This is a genomic window from uncultured Cardiobacterium sp. (assembly GCF_938028825.1).
Taxonomy (GTDB): Bacteria; Pseudomonadota; Gammaproteobacteria; order Cardiobacteriales; family Cardiobacteriaceae; genus Cardiobacterium.
Genome location: NZ_CALIZP010000094.1, coordinates 22,499 through 38,510, shown reverse-complemented (window position 1 = coordinate 38,510; position 16,012 = coordinate 22,499). Strand labels below are relative to the sequence as shown.

15 protein-coding genes are annotated in these 16,012 nt (G+C 62.3%); 10 read left to right on the top strand and 5 right to left on the bottom strand.

The genetic code is table 11. The features are described 5' to 3' along the window. The 10 genes from Q0562_RS13680 to Q0562_RS13635 form a co-directional block, all read left to right on the top strand. The coding region (locus Q0562_RS13680; protein WP_298645248.1) for an ABC transporter substrate-binding protein at positions 1-912 on the top strand (912 nt) is incomplete at its 5' end. Next, on the top strand, positions 912-1,676 hold the full coding sequence (locus Q0562_RS13675; protein ID WP_298645247.1) for an ABC transporter ATP-binding protein: 765 nt from the start codon (positions 912-914) through the stop codon (positions 1,674-1,676). The genes Q0562_RS13680 and Q0562_RS13675, both read left to right, overlap by 1 nt. Further along, a complete protein-coding gene (locus Q0562_RS13670; protein ID WP_298645245.1) occupies positions 1,673-2,470 on the top strand; it encodes an ABC transporter permease in 798 nt (265 codons plus the stop codon). Before Q0562_RS13675 ends, Q0562_RS13670 begins: the two co-directional genes overlap by 4 nt. A gap of 220 nt (positions 2,471-2,690) precedes the next feature. Next, positions 2,691-3,851: a tetratricopeptide repeat protein gene (locus tag Q0562_RS13665; protein WP_298645243.1), complete on the top strand. Its 1,161-nt coding sequence runs from the start codon at positions 2,691-2,693 to the stop codon at positions 3,849-3,851. Positions 3,852-3,872: 21 nt separating this feature from the next. After that, positions 3,873-4,961, top strand: coding sequence for a recombinase RecA (gene recA, locus Q0562_RS13660; protein ID WP_298645242.1), 1,089 nt, complete (start codon positions 3,873-3,875; stop codon positions 4,959-4,961). After that, a complete protein-coding gene (locus tag Q0562_RS13655) occupies positions 4,948-5,415 on the top strand; it encodes a regulatory protein RecX (RefSeq protein ID WP_298645241.1) in 468 nt (155 codons plus the stop codon). The genes recA and Q0562_RS13655 overlap by 14 nt, the downstream gene beginning before the upstream one ends. Next, complete coding sequence (gene alaS / locus Q0562_RS13650) at positions 5,405-8,296, top strand: alanine--tRNA ligase (RefSeq protein ID WP_298645239.1); 2,892 nt, start codon at positions 5,405-5,407, stop codon at positions 8,294-8,296. Before Q0562_RS13655 ends, alaS begins: the two co-directional genes overlap by 11 nt. A 10-nt stretch (positions 8,297-8,306) precedes the next feature. Then, positions 8,307-9,524 (top strand): aspartate kinase, encoded by a 1,218-nt coding sequence (locus Q0562_RS13645; protein ID WP_298645238.1) that lies wholly within the window; start codon positions 8,307-8,309, stop codon positions 9,522-9,524. Positions 9,525-9,595: 71 nt separating this feature from the next. Next, positions 9,596-10,414, top strand: a complete 819-nt coding sequence (murI, locus tag Q0562_RS13640) for a glutamate racemase (protein WP_298645237.1) — start codon at positions 9,596-9,598, stop codon at positions 10,412-10,414. Between the two features lie 224 nt (positions 10,415-10,638). After that, on the top strand, positions 10,639-11,235 hold the full coding sequence (locus Q0562_RS13635; RefSeq protein WP_298645235.1) for a Slam-dependent surface lipoprotein: 597 nt from the start codon (positions 10,639-10,641) through the stop codon (positions 11,233-11,235). A gap of 263 nt (positions 11,236-11,498) precedes the next feature. Here Q0562_RS13635 and Q0562_RS13630 read toward each other — a convergent pair whose 3' ends face one another. Genes Q0562_RS13630 through kdsB form a run of 5 tightly spaced genes read right to left on the bottom strand, consistent with a single transcriptional unit; the run spans position 11,499 to position 15,906 of the window. Then, positions 11,499-12,074: a DUF2167 domain-containing protein gene (locus Q0562_RS13630; RefSeq protein WP_298645233.1), complete on the bottom strand. Its 576-nt coding sequence runs from the start codon at positions 12,072-12,074 to the stop codon at positions 11,499-11,501. Then, positions 12,071-12,709, bottom strand: coding sequence for a ribonuclease T (gene rnt, locus Q0562_RS13625; protein WP_298645231.1), 639 nt, complete (start codon positions 12,707-12,709; stop codon positions 12,071-12,073). The genes Q0562_RS13630 and rnt overlap by 4 nt, the downstream gene beginning before the upstream one ends. A gap of 21 nt (positions 12,710-12,730) precedes the next feature. Further along, positions 12,731-13,330, bottom strand: a complete 600-nt coding sequence (gene pgsA / locus Q0562_RS13620; protein ID WP_298645229.1) for a CDP-diacylglycerol--glycerol-3-phosphate 3-phosphatidyltransferase — start codon at positions 13,328-13,330, stop codon at positions 12,731-12,733. A gap of 3 nt (positions 13,331-13,333) precedes the next feature. Beyond that, positions 13,334-15,166 (bottom strand): excinuclease ABC subunit UvrC, encoded by a 1,833-nt coding sequence (gene uvrC, locus Q0562_RS13615; protein WP_298645227.1) that lies wholly within the window; start codon positions 15,164-15,166, stop codon positions 13,334-13,336. Continuing rightward, complete coding sequence (gene kdsB, locus Q0562_RS13610; protein ID WP_298645226.1) at positions 15,163-15,906, bottom strand: 3-deoxy-manno-octulosonate cytidylyltransferase; 744 nt, start codon at positions 15,904-15,906, stop codon at positions 15,163-15,165. Before kdsB ends, uvrC begins: the two co-directional genes overlap by 4 nt. Positions 15,907-16,012: the final 106 nt, after the last annotated feature.

Here is a 16,012-nt window from a genome sequence, read left to right as displayed (position 1 = left end):
GCAAAGGTGAAGGTCGGTTTTATCGCCCTGCCGTCACATGCGCCGAATTTTCTCGCCAAGGAACGCGGCTTTTATGCTGAGGAAGGGCTGGATGCGGAGTTGGTGCCGTTTCAGGCGGCGCAGGCCATGGCGGTTGCGATTGCTTCCGGCGATATTGATTTCGGCATCACGGCGGTCTCCGGCGGTCTGCTCAATCTTGCTGCGCGCGGCGATGCGGTGCGGATTTTCGGCGGTGCGCTGACGGAGGCGGAGGGCGTGCCGGGGCATGTGCTGCTCGCGAGCAAGGCGGCGTTTGACGGTGGCTTGCGGTCGCCCAAGGATTTGGACGGCAAGCGTTTTGCCATCACCACCCAGGGGTCGTCGTTTGCGTATATGGGCGCGCAGATTGCCAAGCAGGAAGGTATCGCCATCAAGCCGATGGCGCTGAATACGATGCCGGCGATTGCCGCCGCGTTGCAGGCGGGCAAGGTGGATGCTGCTGTCGCCCAGCCCGCGTTTGCCGCTGACTGGGTGGCGCAGGGTGCAGCGGTGGAGATTGGCCGCGTCGCCGATTTTCTGCCGGATTATCAGGTAACGGTGCTGTTTACTTCGGCGAAGCGCGCGCAGGATAACCCGCAGTCGCTTGCTGCTTTCCGGCGCGGTTTTGCCAAGGGCGCGGCGCTTTATAACGCGGCGCTGGTCGATAAGTCGCTCTCTGAGGCGGAAGTGGCTGCGGTGGTCGCCGATGTGCACCGTTATGTGTTTGTCGATAAGCCCGAAGCGGAGGCGGCCAGGCTGATTCAGGCGGGGGCGATGCGCGTCTCGCCGGATGCGGCGCTGAACCGTGCCGATGTGCTCAAACAGGTGCAGTGGTTCAAGGACGAGAAGTTGGTGCCGGATGCGCTGGATGGTAACGCGCTGTTGGTGGACTGATGCGTCTGCTGGTCGATGATGTGTCGCACCGTTATCACGGGCGGCTGGTGTTGCAGGATGTGTCGTTTGCGATTGCGGCGGGCGAGATTGTCTGCATCATCGGCCCGTCCGGTTGCGGGAAATCGACGCTGCTGCGTTTTCTGGGTGGACTGGAAGCGCCGGATGCGGGCGTGGTGTGGCTGGAAGGTGAACCGCCTGCCGCGTCGCTCAACCCGCTGACGTTCGTTTTTCAGGATTTTGCCCTGCTGCCGTGGCGCACGGTGGCGGAGAATGTGGAGTTGGTGCTGGCGCATCATCCGCTCTCGAAAGCGGAGCGGCGCGAGCGGGTGCGCGATGTGCTGGCGCGCACGCAGCTCAGCGAGTTTGCCCATGCCTGGATTCGCCAGCTTTCCGGCGGGATGCGGCAGCGGGTGGCGATTGCGCGCGCGCTGGCGGTCAATCCGGCGGTGATGCTGCTCGATGAGCCGCTCTCGGCGCTGGATAGTCAGACGAAGGATTTGCTGCTCGATGATTTTGTCCGCCTGTGGCTGGCCGCGCCGTTTTCGGCGGCGTATGTGACGCATAATTTGCGCGAGGCGGTGCGGCTGGGACACAAGGTGGTGGTGTTGTCGCGCCGCCCTGGACGGGTGCGCGAGGTGGTCTCGCTGGATATGCCGCTGGATGCGCGCGATGAGCGGGATCCTGTGTTGCTGGATGTGGAAGAGCGCTTGTGGGCGTTGATGCGCGATGAGGCTCGCGCCGCCGAGCGGGAGTTGGAGGCATGAATACGGTGAACCGGATTGCGGTGCCGCTGCGCACCCGCGCGTTTGGCGGCAAGGCGCCGCGCTGGCAGGGCTGGCTGGTGTTTGCCGTGTTGCTGGTGTTTTGGGAGACGGCGGTGCGCCTCGGCTGGATCAGCCGCGCTTTTATCGCGTCGCCCTCGGAGATTGTGGTGCAGCTCAAACAGTTGCTCGTTTCCGGGCTGCTGTGGGAACACTTGTGGGCGAGTGTGCGCCGTCTCGCCATCGGCTGGGGACTGGGGACGCTGCTCGGCGTCGCCATCGGCTTGTTGATCGGTCTGTGGCGGGTCGCGCGCGGCACGCTGCTGCCGCTGGTCTCGGCGCTGTTTCCCGTGCCGAAGATTGCGCTGCTGCCGCTGTTTCTGGTGTGGTTCGGCATCGACGAGGGTTCGAAGGTGGCGACGATTCTGATTGGCACATTGTTCCCGACGGTGATTGCGACGTATGCGGCGGTCGATAATGTGGATCGCGGTCTGATTCGCATGGGGCAGTCGTTTGGGCTGCCGCAGGCGGCGGTCATCCGCAGTATCATTCTGCCCGGCGCGATGCCGGGGATTTTTGCCGGCTTCCGCATTTCGGTGTCGATTGCCATCACCATGCTGGTGGTCGCCGAGATGATGAATGCGGAAAGCGGCATCGGCGCGTATATCGCGAGTGCCGGCGCGCTTTATCAGATGGATCAGCTGCTGGCGGGGGTCACGCTGCTCGCCCTCTTGGGCATCGTGCTGTCGTGGTTGCTGGGGGTGATTGAGCGGCGGGTGTTGCGCTGGCGGGAATGAAGGCTGTGATTATCCCGCTTGATGGGGACGCGAGCCCAGTGTTTGTCTCGCTTGGCGGGTGGCGCGAGCCCAGTGTTTGTCCCGCTTGGCGGGCGGCGCGAGCCCAGTGTTTATCCCGCTTGGCGGGCGGCACGAACCCAGTGTTTATCTTGCTTGGCGGGTGGCACGAGCCCAGTGTTTGTCCCGCTTGGGCGTCTTTCATATATGACAGAGGATTGTGATGAAAAAATTATGGTTGCTGTTGTTATCCGCGCCGTTGTGGGCACAGAACGAGCCGCCGGTGGCGTTATTGCCGGTGCAGGGCGATACCTTGACGCCGGAAGCGGCGCTGGCGCGGTCGCGGCAGGGCGACGGCGGCCTGCCGCAGCTGTCCGCGCGCGCGCACCCGCCCGGTCAGGAAAAGAAAGCCGAAGCGCTCACCGCCCCGGCGGATGACCTGCCCGCCGATATTCCGGTGGTGGTGTTGAAGGACGAATCGAAGAACCCGCCGCCTCCGGCGGAAGAAACGCCGCCCGCCGCAGAAGCGGCGGCAGAACAGCCCGCCGGGGCGAAGAAGGACGGCAAGAAAGGCAAAAACAAGAAGACGGCGAAGAAGAAACCCGCCGCCGCAGGGGAAAAGGCGGAAACCCCGCCCGCAGCGGCAGACAATCCCGACGCGGACGGCAAAACACCGCCGCCTGCCGCCGGCGGGGGAGCGCCGCCGCCTGCCGCAAGTGGGGAAAAAACCGCTGCCGCAGACAAACCCGCCGCCGAAGAAAAGAAAGAAGAACCGCCTGCCGCCGCTGCGCCGCCGTCCGCCCCGCCGCCGGACGAAAAAACACTAGCGGAAGCGGCGGAGAATGATGCCAATCCGCAAACGCCTGCCGTGCCCGCCGTCGGCGAGGTGCAGCCGCTTGTGCCCGCCACCCCGCCGCCGACCGCTGCCGAAGAAGAAGCTGATCCGCCGTGGGCAGGTTACGCGCAAGCGCAGTCAATGGCAGAAAACGGCAACCCGCGCGGTGCCCTGCGCCAACTGGAAAGTCGTCTTGCTACCAATCCGCAGGATAGCCGCGCCGCCTACCTGAAAGGGCTGGTGCTGATGCAACTGGGGCGTGGCGAGGAAGCCGAACGCTGGTACAAGATGATGCAGGCCAATTTCCCCGACCTGCCGCAGCCGGGTAACGCCCTGGCGGTGATTTACGCGGGGCGCGGCGATTTGCCCGCTGCGGAACTGGCGCTGCGCGACGTGTTGTTGAAACATCCGGAGCACAACTCGGCACGGGTCAACCTCGCCCGTCTCTACGTGCAAATGGCGCAGGCCGAGTACGAAAAGGCACTGAAAGCGACCCCTGACAATGCTATGATTGCGCGCAAATTAGAGGCCTTGAAGGCCATGCAGTAACTTGAAAACTATCGGATTTTTATGGCGAAACAGACAGAAGAACAGCAAAAGGCGCTCGCCGCCGTGCTGGCACAGCTTGACAAAACTTTCGGCAAAGGCACGGTGATGCGTCTCGGCGACCAGAGTGCCGCGCTCGACATTCAGGCCATCTCAACCGGCTCGCTCGGCCTCGACATTGCCCTCGGCATCGGCGGCCTGCCGCGTGGCCGGATTGTCGAAATCTACGGCCCGGAATCGTCGGGTAAAACCACGCTGACCCTGCAAGTCATCGCCGAAGCGCAAAAAGCGGGCGGCACGACAGCCTTTATTGACGCTGAACACGCCCTTGACCCGATTTACGCGCGCAAACTCGGCGTCGATACCGACAACCTCTACATCACCCAGCCGGACACCGGCGAACAGGCGCTGGAAATCACCGATGCACTGGTGCGCTCCGGCGCGTTTGACGTGGTGGTGGTGGACTCGGTCGCCGCGCTCACCCCGAAGGCGGAAATCGAAGGCGACATGGGCGATTCACACGTCGGCCTGCAAGCCCGCCTGATGAGCCAGGCACTGCGCAAACTGACCGCGAACATCAAGCGCACCAATACCCTGGTCATCTTTATCAACCAGATCCGCATGAAAATCGGCGTGATGTTTGGCTCGCCGGAAACCACTACCGGCGGTAACGCCCTCAAATTCTATGCCTCGGTGCGCCTCGATATCCGCCGCATCGGATCCCTCAAAGACGGCGACGAAGTGATCGGCAACCAGACGCGGGTTAAAGTGGTGAAAAACAAAGTCGCGCCGCCGTTCAAGCAGGCCGAATTTGAAATCCTCTACGGCGAAGGCATTTCCCGCCTCGGCGAAATCATTGATCTTGGCGTCGCCATTGACGTCATCCAGAAATCCGGTGCCTGGTACAGTTACGGCGGCGAAAAAATTGGTCAGGGCAAGGAAAAAGTCCGCGCCTTCCTCAAAGAAAAACCGGAGCTCGCCACCGAAATCGAGGCGAAAATCCGCGAATACTACATTGGCAACAGCGACGCCGAACTGCCAGTCAGCAGCGGCCAGGGTGATGACGGCGAGAATGCCCAGCCGTCTTTGACCGATGGCGATGAACCCTTCTGAGTTCACCAATTCTGACGACGAACAGCGCGCTATCGAAGCGCGCTGTCTCACTGCGCTCGCACAACGCGAACACAGCCGCGCCGAACTCGTCGCCAAACTGCACGGTTTTTCCCCCACCGCCGTCGAACTTGTCCTCGACACCCTCGCCGCGCGCGGCTGGCAGAGCGATGCCCGCTTTGCCGAAGCCTTTGTCCGCAACCGCCTGGCGCGCGGGCAGGGGCGGCTTAAAGTCCGCCACGAACTCGAAGCGCGCGGCATCAGCGGCGAACTGTTGCGCGACGTTCTCGATGCTGCTGATTGGGCGGGCGCTGCCCGCAGTGCCTATCTGAAAAAATACAGCGCCCCCGCCACGACAGCTAAAGAAAAGGCAAACCGGCAGCGTTTCCTCGCACAGCGCGGTTTTTCCTACGACGACATCCAGCAAGCAATGAAAGCAACCCACGATGACACATAAACGACCCACATCTACCGCCGACATCCGGCGCGCCTTTCTCGATTACTTCGCCGAACACGGCCACAAAATCGTTCACTCTTCCTCGCTAGTGCCGGGCAACGACCCGACCCTGCTCTTTACCAACGCGGGCATGGTGCAGTTCAAGGACATCTTCACCGGCAGCGAGACGCGCGACTACAAGCGCGCCACCACCTCGCAGCGCTGTGTGCGCGCCGGCGGCAAGCACAACGACCTGGAAAACGTCGGCTACACCGCACGTCATCACACCTTCTTTGAAATGCTGGGCAATTTCAGCTTCGGCGACTACTTCAAAGAACAGGCTATCCCCTTCGCCTGGAACCTGCTGACGCAAGTCTTCGGGCTGCCGCCGGAAAAACTCTGCGTCACCGTCTATCACGAAGACGACGAAGCCTACGCCATCTGGCGCGACACCGTTGGCCTGCCCGAGAACAAAATCATCCGCATCGGCGACAAGCCTGGCAAAGCCAAATACGAATCCGACAACTTCTGGGCGATGGGTGACACCGGCCCCTGCGGCCCCTGCTCGGAAATCTTCTACGACCACGGCCCGGAAGTGTGGGGCGGCCCACCCGGCTCACCCGAAGAAGACGGTGACCGCTTCATCGAAATCTGGAACATCGTCTTCATGCAGTTCGAGCGGGATGCAGCGGGCAACATGAAACCGCTGCCGCGCCCGTCCATCGATACCGGCATGGGGTTGGAACGCATCGCCGCCGTGTTGCAGCACGTCCATTCCAACTACGAAATCGACATCTTCCGCAACCTGATTGCCGCTGCCGCTGAGGCAACCGGCTGCGACGATCTCGAACAGACCTCGCTCAAAGTCATCGCCGACCACATCCGCTCCACCGTTTTCCTGATGGTAGATGGCGTACTGCCCGGCAACGAAGGACGCGGCTACGTCCTGCGCCGCATCATGCGCCGCGCCATCCGTCACGGCTACAAACTGGGGCAGAACCAACCGTTCTTCTACAAACTCGTCGCACCGCTGGTGGCGGAAATGGGCGAGGCCTATCCGGAAATCGTCGAAGCCGAAGCGCGCATCACCGAAGCCGTCAAGCGGGAAGAAGAGCGCTTTGCGCAAACGCTGGACACCGGCATGAACGTCTTCCACAAAGTGCTGCACGGCCTGAAATTCCTCAAACTCGAATCCCTCCTGCCGCTGGACGGACCGCAAAAAACCATCGAACTGCACACCGCTGACGGCAAACCCTTCAACGTTAGCGCCCTGCAAACGGCAAACCGCAAACAAATCCTGCTGCGTACCCCGCAGGGCGAGACGAAAACCATCGATATGGAAGACGTGCTGGGCGACGAATCCAAATTCAGCGATTCTGAAGTCGCCCCCTACATCGCCGCGCTGGAACAATACCTGAATGATAACCTCGCAAACAGCAAGCTGATTATCCCCGGCGAAGTCATCTTCAAACTCTATGACACCTACGGCTTCCCCTACGACCTCACCGCCGACATGGCGCGCGAACTCGGCATCGAACTCGACAGCGACGGCTTTGAGCGGGAAATGGCGGCGCAACGCGAGCGCGCCAAAGCCGCCGGCAAATTCGACGCCGCGCAGAAACTCGATGTGAGCGGCAAAACCGCCTTTGAAGGTTACGAACACGACCACGGCACCGCGCAAATCATGCATATCTTCGCCGACGGCGCAGCGGTCAACCGCCTGCTCGGCGGCGAACACGGCGTTATCGTCCTTGACCGCACCCCGTTCTACGGCGAATCCGGCGGACAAGTCGGCGATACTGGTACCATCCGCACCGCCAACGGCATCTTCGCCGTCGCAGACACGCAGAAACAGGGCGATGCCTTCCTGCACTTCGGCCACGTCGTCGAAGGCAGCGTGACCAGCGGCGAAGCGGCAGAAACCCAAATTGACGTGGATCGCCGCGCCGCCATCAAGCGGCACCATTCCGCCACCCACCTGCTGCACAAAGCCCTGCGCAGCACCCTCGGCACCCACGTCCAACAAAAAGGCTCGCTGGTGGACGAACGCCGTACCCGCTTCGACTTCTCGCACGACAAACCGCTCAGTGCCGACGAAATCGCCCACGTCGAAACCATGATGAACGCGCAAATCCTGCGCAACGCTCCGGTGACCATCGAACAAATGAGCCGTGACGACGCGCAGAAAAAAGGTGCGATGGCACTTTTCGGCGAAAAATACGGCGACGTGGTGCGCGTCGTCAGCATGGGTGAAGACGGCTTTTCCATCGAACTCTGCGGCGGTACGCATGTCGCCCGCTTGGGTGAAATCGGCATCGCCAAAGTCGTCTCGCAAGGGGCCGTCTCGGCCGGGGTGCGCCGCATCGAAGTCGTCTGCGGCCTGGCTGCACTGGAACATCTTGCACACAGCGATGCCCTGCTCGCAGAAAGCGCCGCCCTGCTGAAAACCGACGGCGAACACCTGCCAGAACGCATCGCCGCTCTGCAACAACAGCTGAAAGCACAAGAAAAAGATATCCAGACCCTGAAACGCCAGCTGGCACAAGGCGGGGACGGTGGCAGTATCGACGTGAAGACCGTCAAGGGCTGGAAAACCCTCGCCCTGCAACGCGACGGCCTCGATAACGCCACCCTGCGCGACACCGCCGACCAGCTGCGCGATCGCCATGGCGCGGACGTCGTCGTCATCGGCAGCGCGGACGGCGATACCGCCCGCCTGATCGTCAGCGTCAACAAAACGGCAAAAGCCCTGCACGCCGGCAACATCATCCGCGAACTTGCCACCCATATCGGCGGTAAAGGCGGTGGCCGCCCTGACTTCGCCCAGGCAGGCGGCAAAACCCCTGCAGGACTGCCCGCAGCTCTCGCGGCACTGGCAGACGCCCTGCCCGACAACACATAGAGGAAACCACATGGCACTAATCGTCCAAAAATACGGCGGCACCTCGATGGGCTCGATTGAGCGCATCGAACACGTTGCCGAAAAATGCATCGCCGCACAAAAAGCGGGCAACGACCTCGTTGTCGCCGTCTCCGCGATGAGCGGCGAAACCAACCGCCTGATCGCACTTGCGCACGACATTACGCCGCGCCCCAGCCCGCGTGAAATGGACGTCATCATGTCCACCGGCGAACAAGTCAGCATCGCCCTGCTCGCCATCGCCATCGAAAAACGCGGTGTTCCGGCCGTGTCCTACACTGGCGCACAAGTCAAAATCCTCACCGATAGCGCCCATATGAAAGCGCGCATCAAAGGCATCGATAGCGACAACATCAAGCGCGACCTGCAAGCGGGGAAAATCGTCATCGTCGCCGGCTTCCAGGGCGTGGACGAACGCGGCAACATCACCACCCTGGGACGGGGCGGCTCCGACACCACCGCCGTTGCCCTCGCCGCTGCGCTGCATGCCGACGAATGCCAGATCTACACCGACGTGGACGGCGTGTACACCACCGACCCGCGCGTCGAACCGAAAGCCCGCAAACTTGACCGCATCACCTTTGAAGAAATGCTGGAAATGGCGAGCCTCGGTTCAAAAGTCCTGCAAATCCGCTCGGTCGAATTTGCCGGCAAATACAAAGTCCCGCTTCGCGTCCTGTCCAGCTTTGAGGACGGCGAAGGCACCCTGATCAGTCTAGAAGAGGAAAACCCCGTGGAATCAGCCATCATCACCGGTATCGCGTTCAGCCGCGACGAAGCCCAGGTCAACGTCGTTGACGTGCCGGATACCCCCGGCATTGCCTACAAAATCCTCGCCCCCATCGGCGAAGCCAACATCAACGTGGACATGATCATCCAGAACATCGGCATCGAAGGCAAAAACGACTTCACCTTCACCGTGCCGCGCGGTGACTACGACACCACCCTGGAAATCCTGCGCAAAACCTTCCCGCCGGAAAGCGGCGTGGTCATCCACGGCTCGAACATCGCCAAAGTGTCCATCGTCGGCGTGGGGATGCGCTCACACGCCGCCGTCGCCAGCACCATGTTCCAGGCGCTTGCCAAAGAAAACATCAATATCCACATCATCAGCACCTCGGAAATCAAAATCTCCGTGGGTATTGACGAAAAATACCTCGAACTCGCGGTGCGCGCTCTGCACGAAGCCTTCGGCCTCGACAAAGCCTGATACGCCTTCATGAAAAAAAGCGGGCACGGCCCGCTTTTTCCGTTTGCGCAGGACCGCTCACCCGAAAACCCATGCCTACCGAAACATCCCGCAACCTGCCCATCGGCGTCTTCGACAGCGGCGTCGGCGGCCTTACCGTCGTCCGCGCCCTGATGGAACGCCTGCCGCTCGAACACCTGATTTATTACGGCGACACCGCCCGCGTCCCCTACGGCGTCAAATCGCGCGCCACCATCGAACATTACAGCGCGCAAATCGTCGCCTTCCTCCTCGCCGCGCGCGTCAAGGCGCTGGTGATTGCCTGCAACACCATTGCCGCCGTCGCGGGCGACGCCATCCGCGCCCAGGCGGGCGGGATGCCCGTCATCGACGTCATCGCCGCCGGCGCCAAAGCAGCACTGGCCACCAGCAGGAACGGCCACATCGCCGTCATCGCCACCAACACCACCGTCAACAGCAACGCCTACGCCCGCGCCATCCACGCACAAAACCCTGCCGCGCGCGTGCAGTCGCAAGCCTGCCCGCTGCTCGTGCCGCTGGTGGAAGAAGGCTGGCTTGAGCACGAGGTTACCCGCCTCACCGTGCGCGAATACCTGAAACCCATCCTCGCCGATGGTGCCGATACCCTCGTCCTCGGCTGCACCCACTACCCGCTCATCAAGCCGCTCTTGCACAGCGAGGCACCACGACTCGTGCTGGTCGATTCCGCCGTGACCACCGCTGCCGATACCGCGCAAGCCCTCGCCGCCGCCAATCTCCTGCGCCATGACGACGGCCGCCCCGCCCGCTATCGCTACTGCGTCAGCGACATCCCGCTGCGTTTCAACAGCATCGGCGAACGTTTCCTCGGCCGCAGCCTCGGCGATATCGAAACCGTGCCGTTGGGCTAGGGGCTGTTGATATCCGGCGTTGCGGCGGCTTTGCGGGCAAGAAACCGCTGCGCAAACCGGATGTGCCGGCAGGCCCGAACGCGTCGTACATTAACGACAAATGAACAGTTCTTGTTGCAACCTGACCACAAAATGACCAAACCCACACTGGCAAAAACTATCGGGCGCGCCATAATGCGCCCCGCCTGTACGGTAAATCTTTCCAACAGCAAGAGGAACCCATCATGAAAAACATCCTGATAGCCACAAGTGTTGCCGCCCTGCTCGCCGCCTGCGGCGGCAGCGACGGCGGTGCCAGCACGACCATCACCCCGGATGACGCCAACATTGACCTCTCCAGGCAAGCCAAAGGGCTCGTCACCATCCCCACCACCTACGGCGAACTGCGCGGCTACAACCAGTATGCCTCCTTCTACGGCCTGTGGATGGACAACAGCAAACAAATCAAAGAATTGCGCTATCGGGGCGACAAAACCGACGACGTCCCGACCAGCGGCAGCGCCACCTACAAGGGTAACGCCGTGCGCTGGGATACCAGCAGCGACAAAGTCCTGACCGACGGCACCAGCACCATCAACGTGGACTTCGACAAACGCACGGTCAACGGCAAAATCGATATGCCCGGACTGCGCCGCAACATCACGTTGAACGAAGGCAAACTGCGCGGCGCCGAATATGCCGGCACCGCCAGCGTTACCGGCAACCACAACGGCCGCTACGAAGGCGCGCTCTACGGCGAAAACGCCAAAGAAACCGCCGGACAAGTCTCCTTTGAAGGCGAAAGCGGCCTGAATACCGCCTTTGGCGGTGTACGCTTCTGATACAAGAAATGCGATCGCCATTTAACCGGATGCCCGCATCCGGTTTTTTTATTGGTGCAAAAAGCGGGAATATAGTCGTCTCAAACAAGAATGAGACAAGGCGGCGAGCCGAAGACAGTACAGATAGTACGGCACGGGTCCCATAAAAATCGCGCTGCGATTTTTATGGGTGCCCGGCGAGGCTCGCCAACACCGTATCATTTCTGTTCAAAACGACTTAAAAAACGGCGGGCAAGGCCCGCCGTCTTTGTCGCCCGGCTTGTTCAGATAAAGCGGTTCATCAGGAGCAGGTTGATGAGGTTGCCTTCGGCGCGGCGGTCACTGCGCGGATCGAAGCGTTCGTAACGCAGGTTGTCCTGCACTTTGATCTGCCAGTTGTTGAGGTCGAGGCCGTCCGCCGGGGTGCCGACGATGGTCAGCACCAGCGCGCCGTTGCGCACCAGGCACAGTTTGTAGAGGTTCAGCGCCGGATCGCCGCTGACGCTGAGTTCGACGCCGTATTCGACGCAGCGGCTCGCGGGGTCGTATTTTGGCGCGGGGGCGAAGGTTTTCCAGCGTACGGCGTCTTTGCCGGTGAGGCCGCTTTCCTGGTTCAGGATGTCGAGGTCTTCGCTGATGCCCTGGCGGACGCGGGTCGGATCAATCGGGATGTTGTCGTCCACATAGCCGACCGGGCGGTAGCTCAGTTGCGCGAAGACGCTGCCGTCGCCGCCGTCCGGCAGGGCGATGGCGATGATGTCGGTGGCGTCGCCGAGGTGCTCGCGGATGAAGGTTTGCTGTGCGGCGCGGCTCAGGACTTTCCAGCCTTTGGGCGGGGTGAGGGTGGCGATGTCGGTCATAGGGTTTCCTCGGCGGTCGGCCAGTTGTAGCCGATGTTGTCTGCCCAGGTGTTCATGATCCGGCAGAAGATGTCGGCGGTGAGTTCGGCGTCGTATTTGGCTCCGTGCGCTTTCTGGCTGTCGTAGTCGAAGCCGCCCTCTTTGGCGATGCGCGCCAGCACGGTCTGGCCGTAGGCGAGCGCGCCGAGGGTGACAGTGTCAAGGACGCTGAACGGGTGGAAGGGGTTGCGTTTGTAGCCGGTGCGTTCGGCGAAGGCGTTGATGAAGCCGAGATCGAAGGTGGCGTTGTGGCCGACGAGGATACTGCGGCTGCATTCCTGCTGTTTTTGATAGGCGCGGATTTCGTCGAAGAAGCGCTCGGCGGCCTTGTCTTCGTGATAGGCGGGACGCAACGGGTGGTAGGGGTCAATGCCGGTGATTTTCAGGGCTTCGGGGTCGATGTTGGCACCGGCGAAGGGGTGGATGTGGTAGTGGATGGTGTGGGTGCGGGTGAGGCGGTTGTTGTCGTCGAAGTTGACAAGGACGGCGGCGACTTCGAGCAGCGCGTCTTTTCTGGCGTCGAAGCCGCCGGTTTCGACGTCGATGACGACCGGCAGGAAGCCGCGAAAGCGCTGGCTGATGAGGGTTTGGGGCATGTGCGGTTCCAATGGCGCGGCTCAGGGTTTTTCTTGCGAGGCCGTGCGGAAGTAATGGTAGGCGGCGGCGGTGTACTGCCACATGGAGAGGATGGTGAGGACGGCGGCGATGAGGATGAGCACCTGGCCGATGCGCCAGATGGGCAGACCCAGCCAGTCTTCGCGGTAGATGAGGAAGCCCATCGAGAACATTTGCACGGTGGTTTTCCATTTGCCGATTTTGGCGACGGCGACGACGCCGCGATGACCGATGCCGCTCATCCATTCGCGCAACGCCGAGATCCAGATTTCCCGGCCAATAATGATAAGGGCGCAGAGCATGAGCCAGATGCTGGGGTTTTCTTTGATGAGGACGATGAGGACGGCAGCGACCATGAGTTTGTCGGCAACGGGGTCAAGGAAGGCGCCGAAGGCGCTTTCTTCTTTGAGGTGGCGCGCCAGCCAGCCGTCGAAGAAGTCGCTGAGGCAGGCGATGGTATAGACGCCGAGCGAGAGCCACTGCCCCCAGCTGGCGGGATGGCAGTAGTAGGTGAGGATGAAGAGGGGGATGAGCACCATGCGCAGGATGGTGAGTTTCATCGCCCAGCCGCTTAGGAAATGTTTGGGGGGGGTGGGTGTCATGGGTCAGCCTTGTTCGTGGAGGGTGGCGTAGATTTCTTTGGCCAGGGTGTCGCTGACGCCGGGGACGCGGGCGAGGTCTTCGACGCCGGCGAGCCGGATTTGCGCCAGTCCGCCAAAGTATTTTAGCAGCGCTTGCCGGCGTTTGGCACCTACGCCGGGGATTTGTTCGAGCACGGAACGCTTGCTGTTTTTGGCGCGCCCGGCGCGGTGGCCGGTGATGGCGAAGCGGTGTGCTTCGTCGCGGATTTGCACGATGAGCTGCATCGCCTGGCTGTCCGGCGGCAGGTAGCGGGCGGTGTCTTCGTGCGGGAACCAGAATTGTTCGAGCCCGGCCTTGCGCCCCTGCCCTTTGGCAACGCCGATGAGCTGCACACCGCTGATGCCGAGTTCGTTGAACACCTCCACCGCCTGGCGCAACTGCCCTTTGCCGCCGTCGATGAAGAGCACGTCCGGCAGCACGCCGCCTTCCTTTTGAATGCGCTCGAAGCGGCGGCTGACGGTCTGGCGGATGGCGGCGTAGTCGTCGCCTGCCGCCACATCGCGGATGTTGTAGCGGCGGTAATCGCTTTTCAGCGCGCCGCGATGGTCAAAAACGACGCAGGAAGCGACGGTCGCCTCGCCCTGGGTGTGGCTGATGTCGATACATTCAAGGCGTTCGGGAATGTCCGGCCAGGCAAACGCTTCGGCAAGCGCGGCGAAGCGCTGCTGCATGGTGAGTTTGCCGGTAAGCCGCAGGCCGAGGCTGAGTTTTGCGTTTTCTTCGGCGAGTTCCAGCCATTTGCGCCGCGTGTCGCGCGGGTGGCTGTTCAGCGTGGTCTTGCGCCCGTTCTTTTCGCTCAGCCAGGCGGCGATGGTGTCGGCATCGGGCAGCGTCTGATTGAGGATGAGCTGCGGCGGCGCGTGGCGCTCATGGTAATACTGGGTGAGGAAGGCGGCGAGAATCTCCGCTTCCGGCGTTTCTTCCGGCAGCTTCGGGAAATACGCCTGCGAGGTAACGTTGTGTCCGTCGCGGTAAAACAGCACCTGCACGCAGGCCTCGCCGTAGGCGGTCGCCACCGCCAGCACGTCCGCATCGGCCTCGCCCGCCACCATGTGCTGCTTCTCGGTGGTCTTGCGCAGTTGAATCAGCTGGTCGCGCAGCAGCGCCGCCTGCTCATAGGCGCGGTTCTCCGCCGCCGCCTCCATCTTGGCGGTGAGCTCCTGCAACAGCGTCTCGCTCTTGCCAAGCAGGAAATCGCGGGTGTGGGCGACCGTCTCCGCATAGGCGGCGCGGTCGATGTAGCCGACGCAGGGCGCATAGCAGCGCTCAATCTGATACTGCAAGCAGGGACGGCTGCGGCTGGCGAAATAGCTGTCCTCGCACTGGCGCATACGGAACACCTTGGCAAGGATTTCCAGCGTGTAGCGCGCCGCCTGCACATTCGGGTACGGCCCGAAATACTCGCCGCCCTTGCGCGCGCCGCGATGCAGCGTCAGGCGCGGGAACGCATGCGCACTGAGGTGGATATAGGGATAACTCTTGTCGTCGCGCAGCAGGATGTTGTACTTCGGCAGATGCGTCTTGATCAGATTATTCTCAAGAATCAGCGCCTCCGTTTCGCTGTGCGTAATCGTCGTGTCAATATCCACCACCTGCCGCATCAGCGCCCGCGTCTTGCCGCTCAGGCTGCTCTCGCGGAAATAGCTCGAGAGGCGGCTGCGCAAATTCTTCGCCTTGCCGACATAAAGCACCGTGCCGTCGGCGTCGCGCATCTGATAGACGCCCGGCAATGTCGCGACGTGGCTGAGGAACGTCTTCGGGTCGAAGCGGCGCGGTGCTGGTTCAGTCCCGCTCATCGCCCGCCCAGCACCGCCTCGACGCGCCGCACATCCGCCTCGCAGTCCACCCCCGGCGGCGGTGCCTCGGCCACCACGCCGACCGCGATGCGCAGCCCGTGTTCCAGAAAACGCAGCTGTTCCAGCTTTTCCGCCGCTTCCAGCGGTGTGGCGGCGAGCTGCGGATAACGCTTGAGCGCCGCGACGCGGTAGGCATAAATGCCGATATGGCGCAGATACGGAAACGCCGCAGCAAACCCGCCCGCATCGCGCACGAACGGCAGCAGCGCGCGGCTGAAATACAGCGCCAGGCCCTGCACATCGCGCACCACCTTCACCGCCGTCGCCGCCGCCGGATCATCCGCAGTAGAGAACAGCGTAGCCAGCGTCGCCACCGCCGCTTCGGGATGCGCCGCCAGCGTCGCCGCCACCTCGCGAATCAGCGCCGGCGGCAACAGCGGCTCGTCGCCCTGCACATTGACGACAATCACATCATCCGCCCAGCCTTCCCTGAGCGCGACCTCGCACAAGCGCTCCGTGCCGTTGGCATGATCGGCGCGCGTCGTCACCACCCGCACCGGTTCACCGGCAAGCGCGGCGGCAATGCGCGCATCATCATGCGCCACCCACACCGGAAAACCGCCCTGCACCGCCTGCCGCGCCGTGCGCACCACCATCGGCAGCCCGGCAATCAGGCGCAGCGGCTTGCCGGGCAGACGGGTGGAGGCGAAACGGGCGGGAATGACGACGACGGTGTTCATGGTAAAAATCCTTGAAAGAAGCGGGAAAAAGGTATTGTACCTGCGGCAGGCGGAGAAGGATGCCGGATGGCGTCAGGCGTCGTGATTGCCGGGTTTGCGCCGGTTG

Bases quoted from the DNA above. Each gene is read 5' to 3' on its own strand.
- recA (WP_298645242.1), top strand. From the start codon at position 3,873: ATGGCGAAACAGACAGAAGAACAGCAAAAGGCGCTCGCCGCCGTGCTG.
- Q0562_RS13655 (WP_298645241.1), top strand. From the start codon at position 4,948: ATGAACCCTTCTGAGTTCACCAATTCTGACGACGAACAGCGCGCTATC.
- pgsA (WP_298645229.1), bottom strand. From the start codon at position 13,330: ATGACACCCACCCCCCCCAAACATTTCCTAAGCGGCTGGGCGATGAAA.
- kdsB (WP_298645226.1), bottom strand. From the start codon at position 15,906: ATGAACACCGTCGTCGTCATTCCCGCCCGTTTCGCCTCCACCCGTCTG.
- uvrC (WP_298645227.1), bottom strand. From the start codon at position 15,166: ATGAGCGGGACTGAACCAGCACCGCGCCGCTTCGACCCGAAGACGTTC.
- rnt (WP_298645231.1), bottom strand. From the start codon at position 12,709: ATGCCCCAAACCCTCATCAGCCAGCGCTTTCGCGGCTTCCTGCCGGTC.
- Q0562_RS13665 (WP_298645243.1), top strand. From the start codon at position 2,691: ATGAAAAAATTATGGTTGCTGTTGTTATCCGCGCCGTTGTGGGCACAG.
- Q0562_RS13670 (WP_298645245.1), top strand. From the start codon at position 1,673: ATGAATACGGTGAACCGGATTGCGGTGCCGCTGCGCACCCGCGCGTTT.
- murI (WP_298645237.1), top strand. From the start codon at position 9,596: ATGCCTACCGAAACATCCCGCAACCTGCCCATCGGCGTCTTCGACAGC.
- Q0562_RS13630 (WP_298645233.1), bottom strand. From the start codon at position 12,074: ATGACCGACATCGCCACCCTCACCCCGCCCAAAGGCTGGAAAGTCCTG.
- Q0562_RS13675 (WP_298645247.1), top strand. From the start codon at position 912: ATGCGTCTGCTGGTCGATGATGTGTCGCACCGTTATCACGGGCGGCTG.
- alaS (WP_298645239.1), top strand. From the start codon at position 5,405: ATGACACATAAACGACCCACATCTACCGCCGACATCCGGCGCGCCTTT.
- Q0562_RS13635 (WP_298645235.1), top strand. From the start codon at position 10,639: ATGAAAAACATCCTGATAGCCACAAGTGTTGCCGCCCTGCTCGCCGCC.
- Q0562_RS13645 (WP_298645238.1), top strand. From the start codon at position 8,307: ATGGCACTAATCGTCCAAAAATACGGCGGCACCTCGATGGGCTCGATT.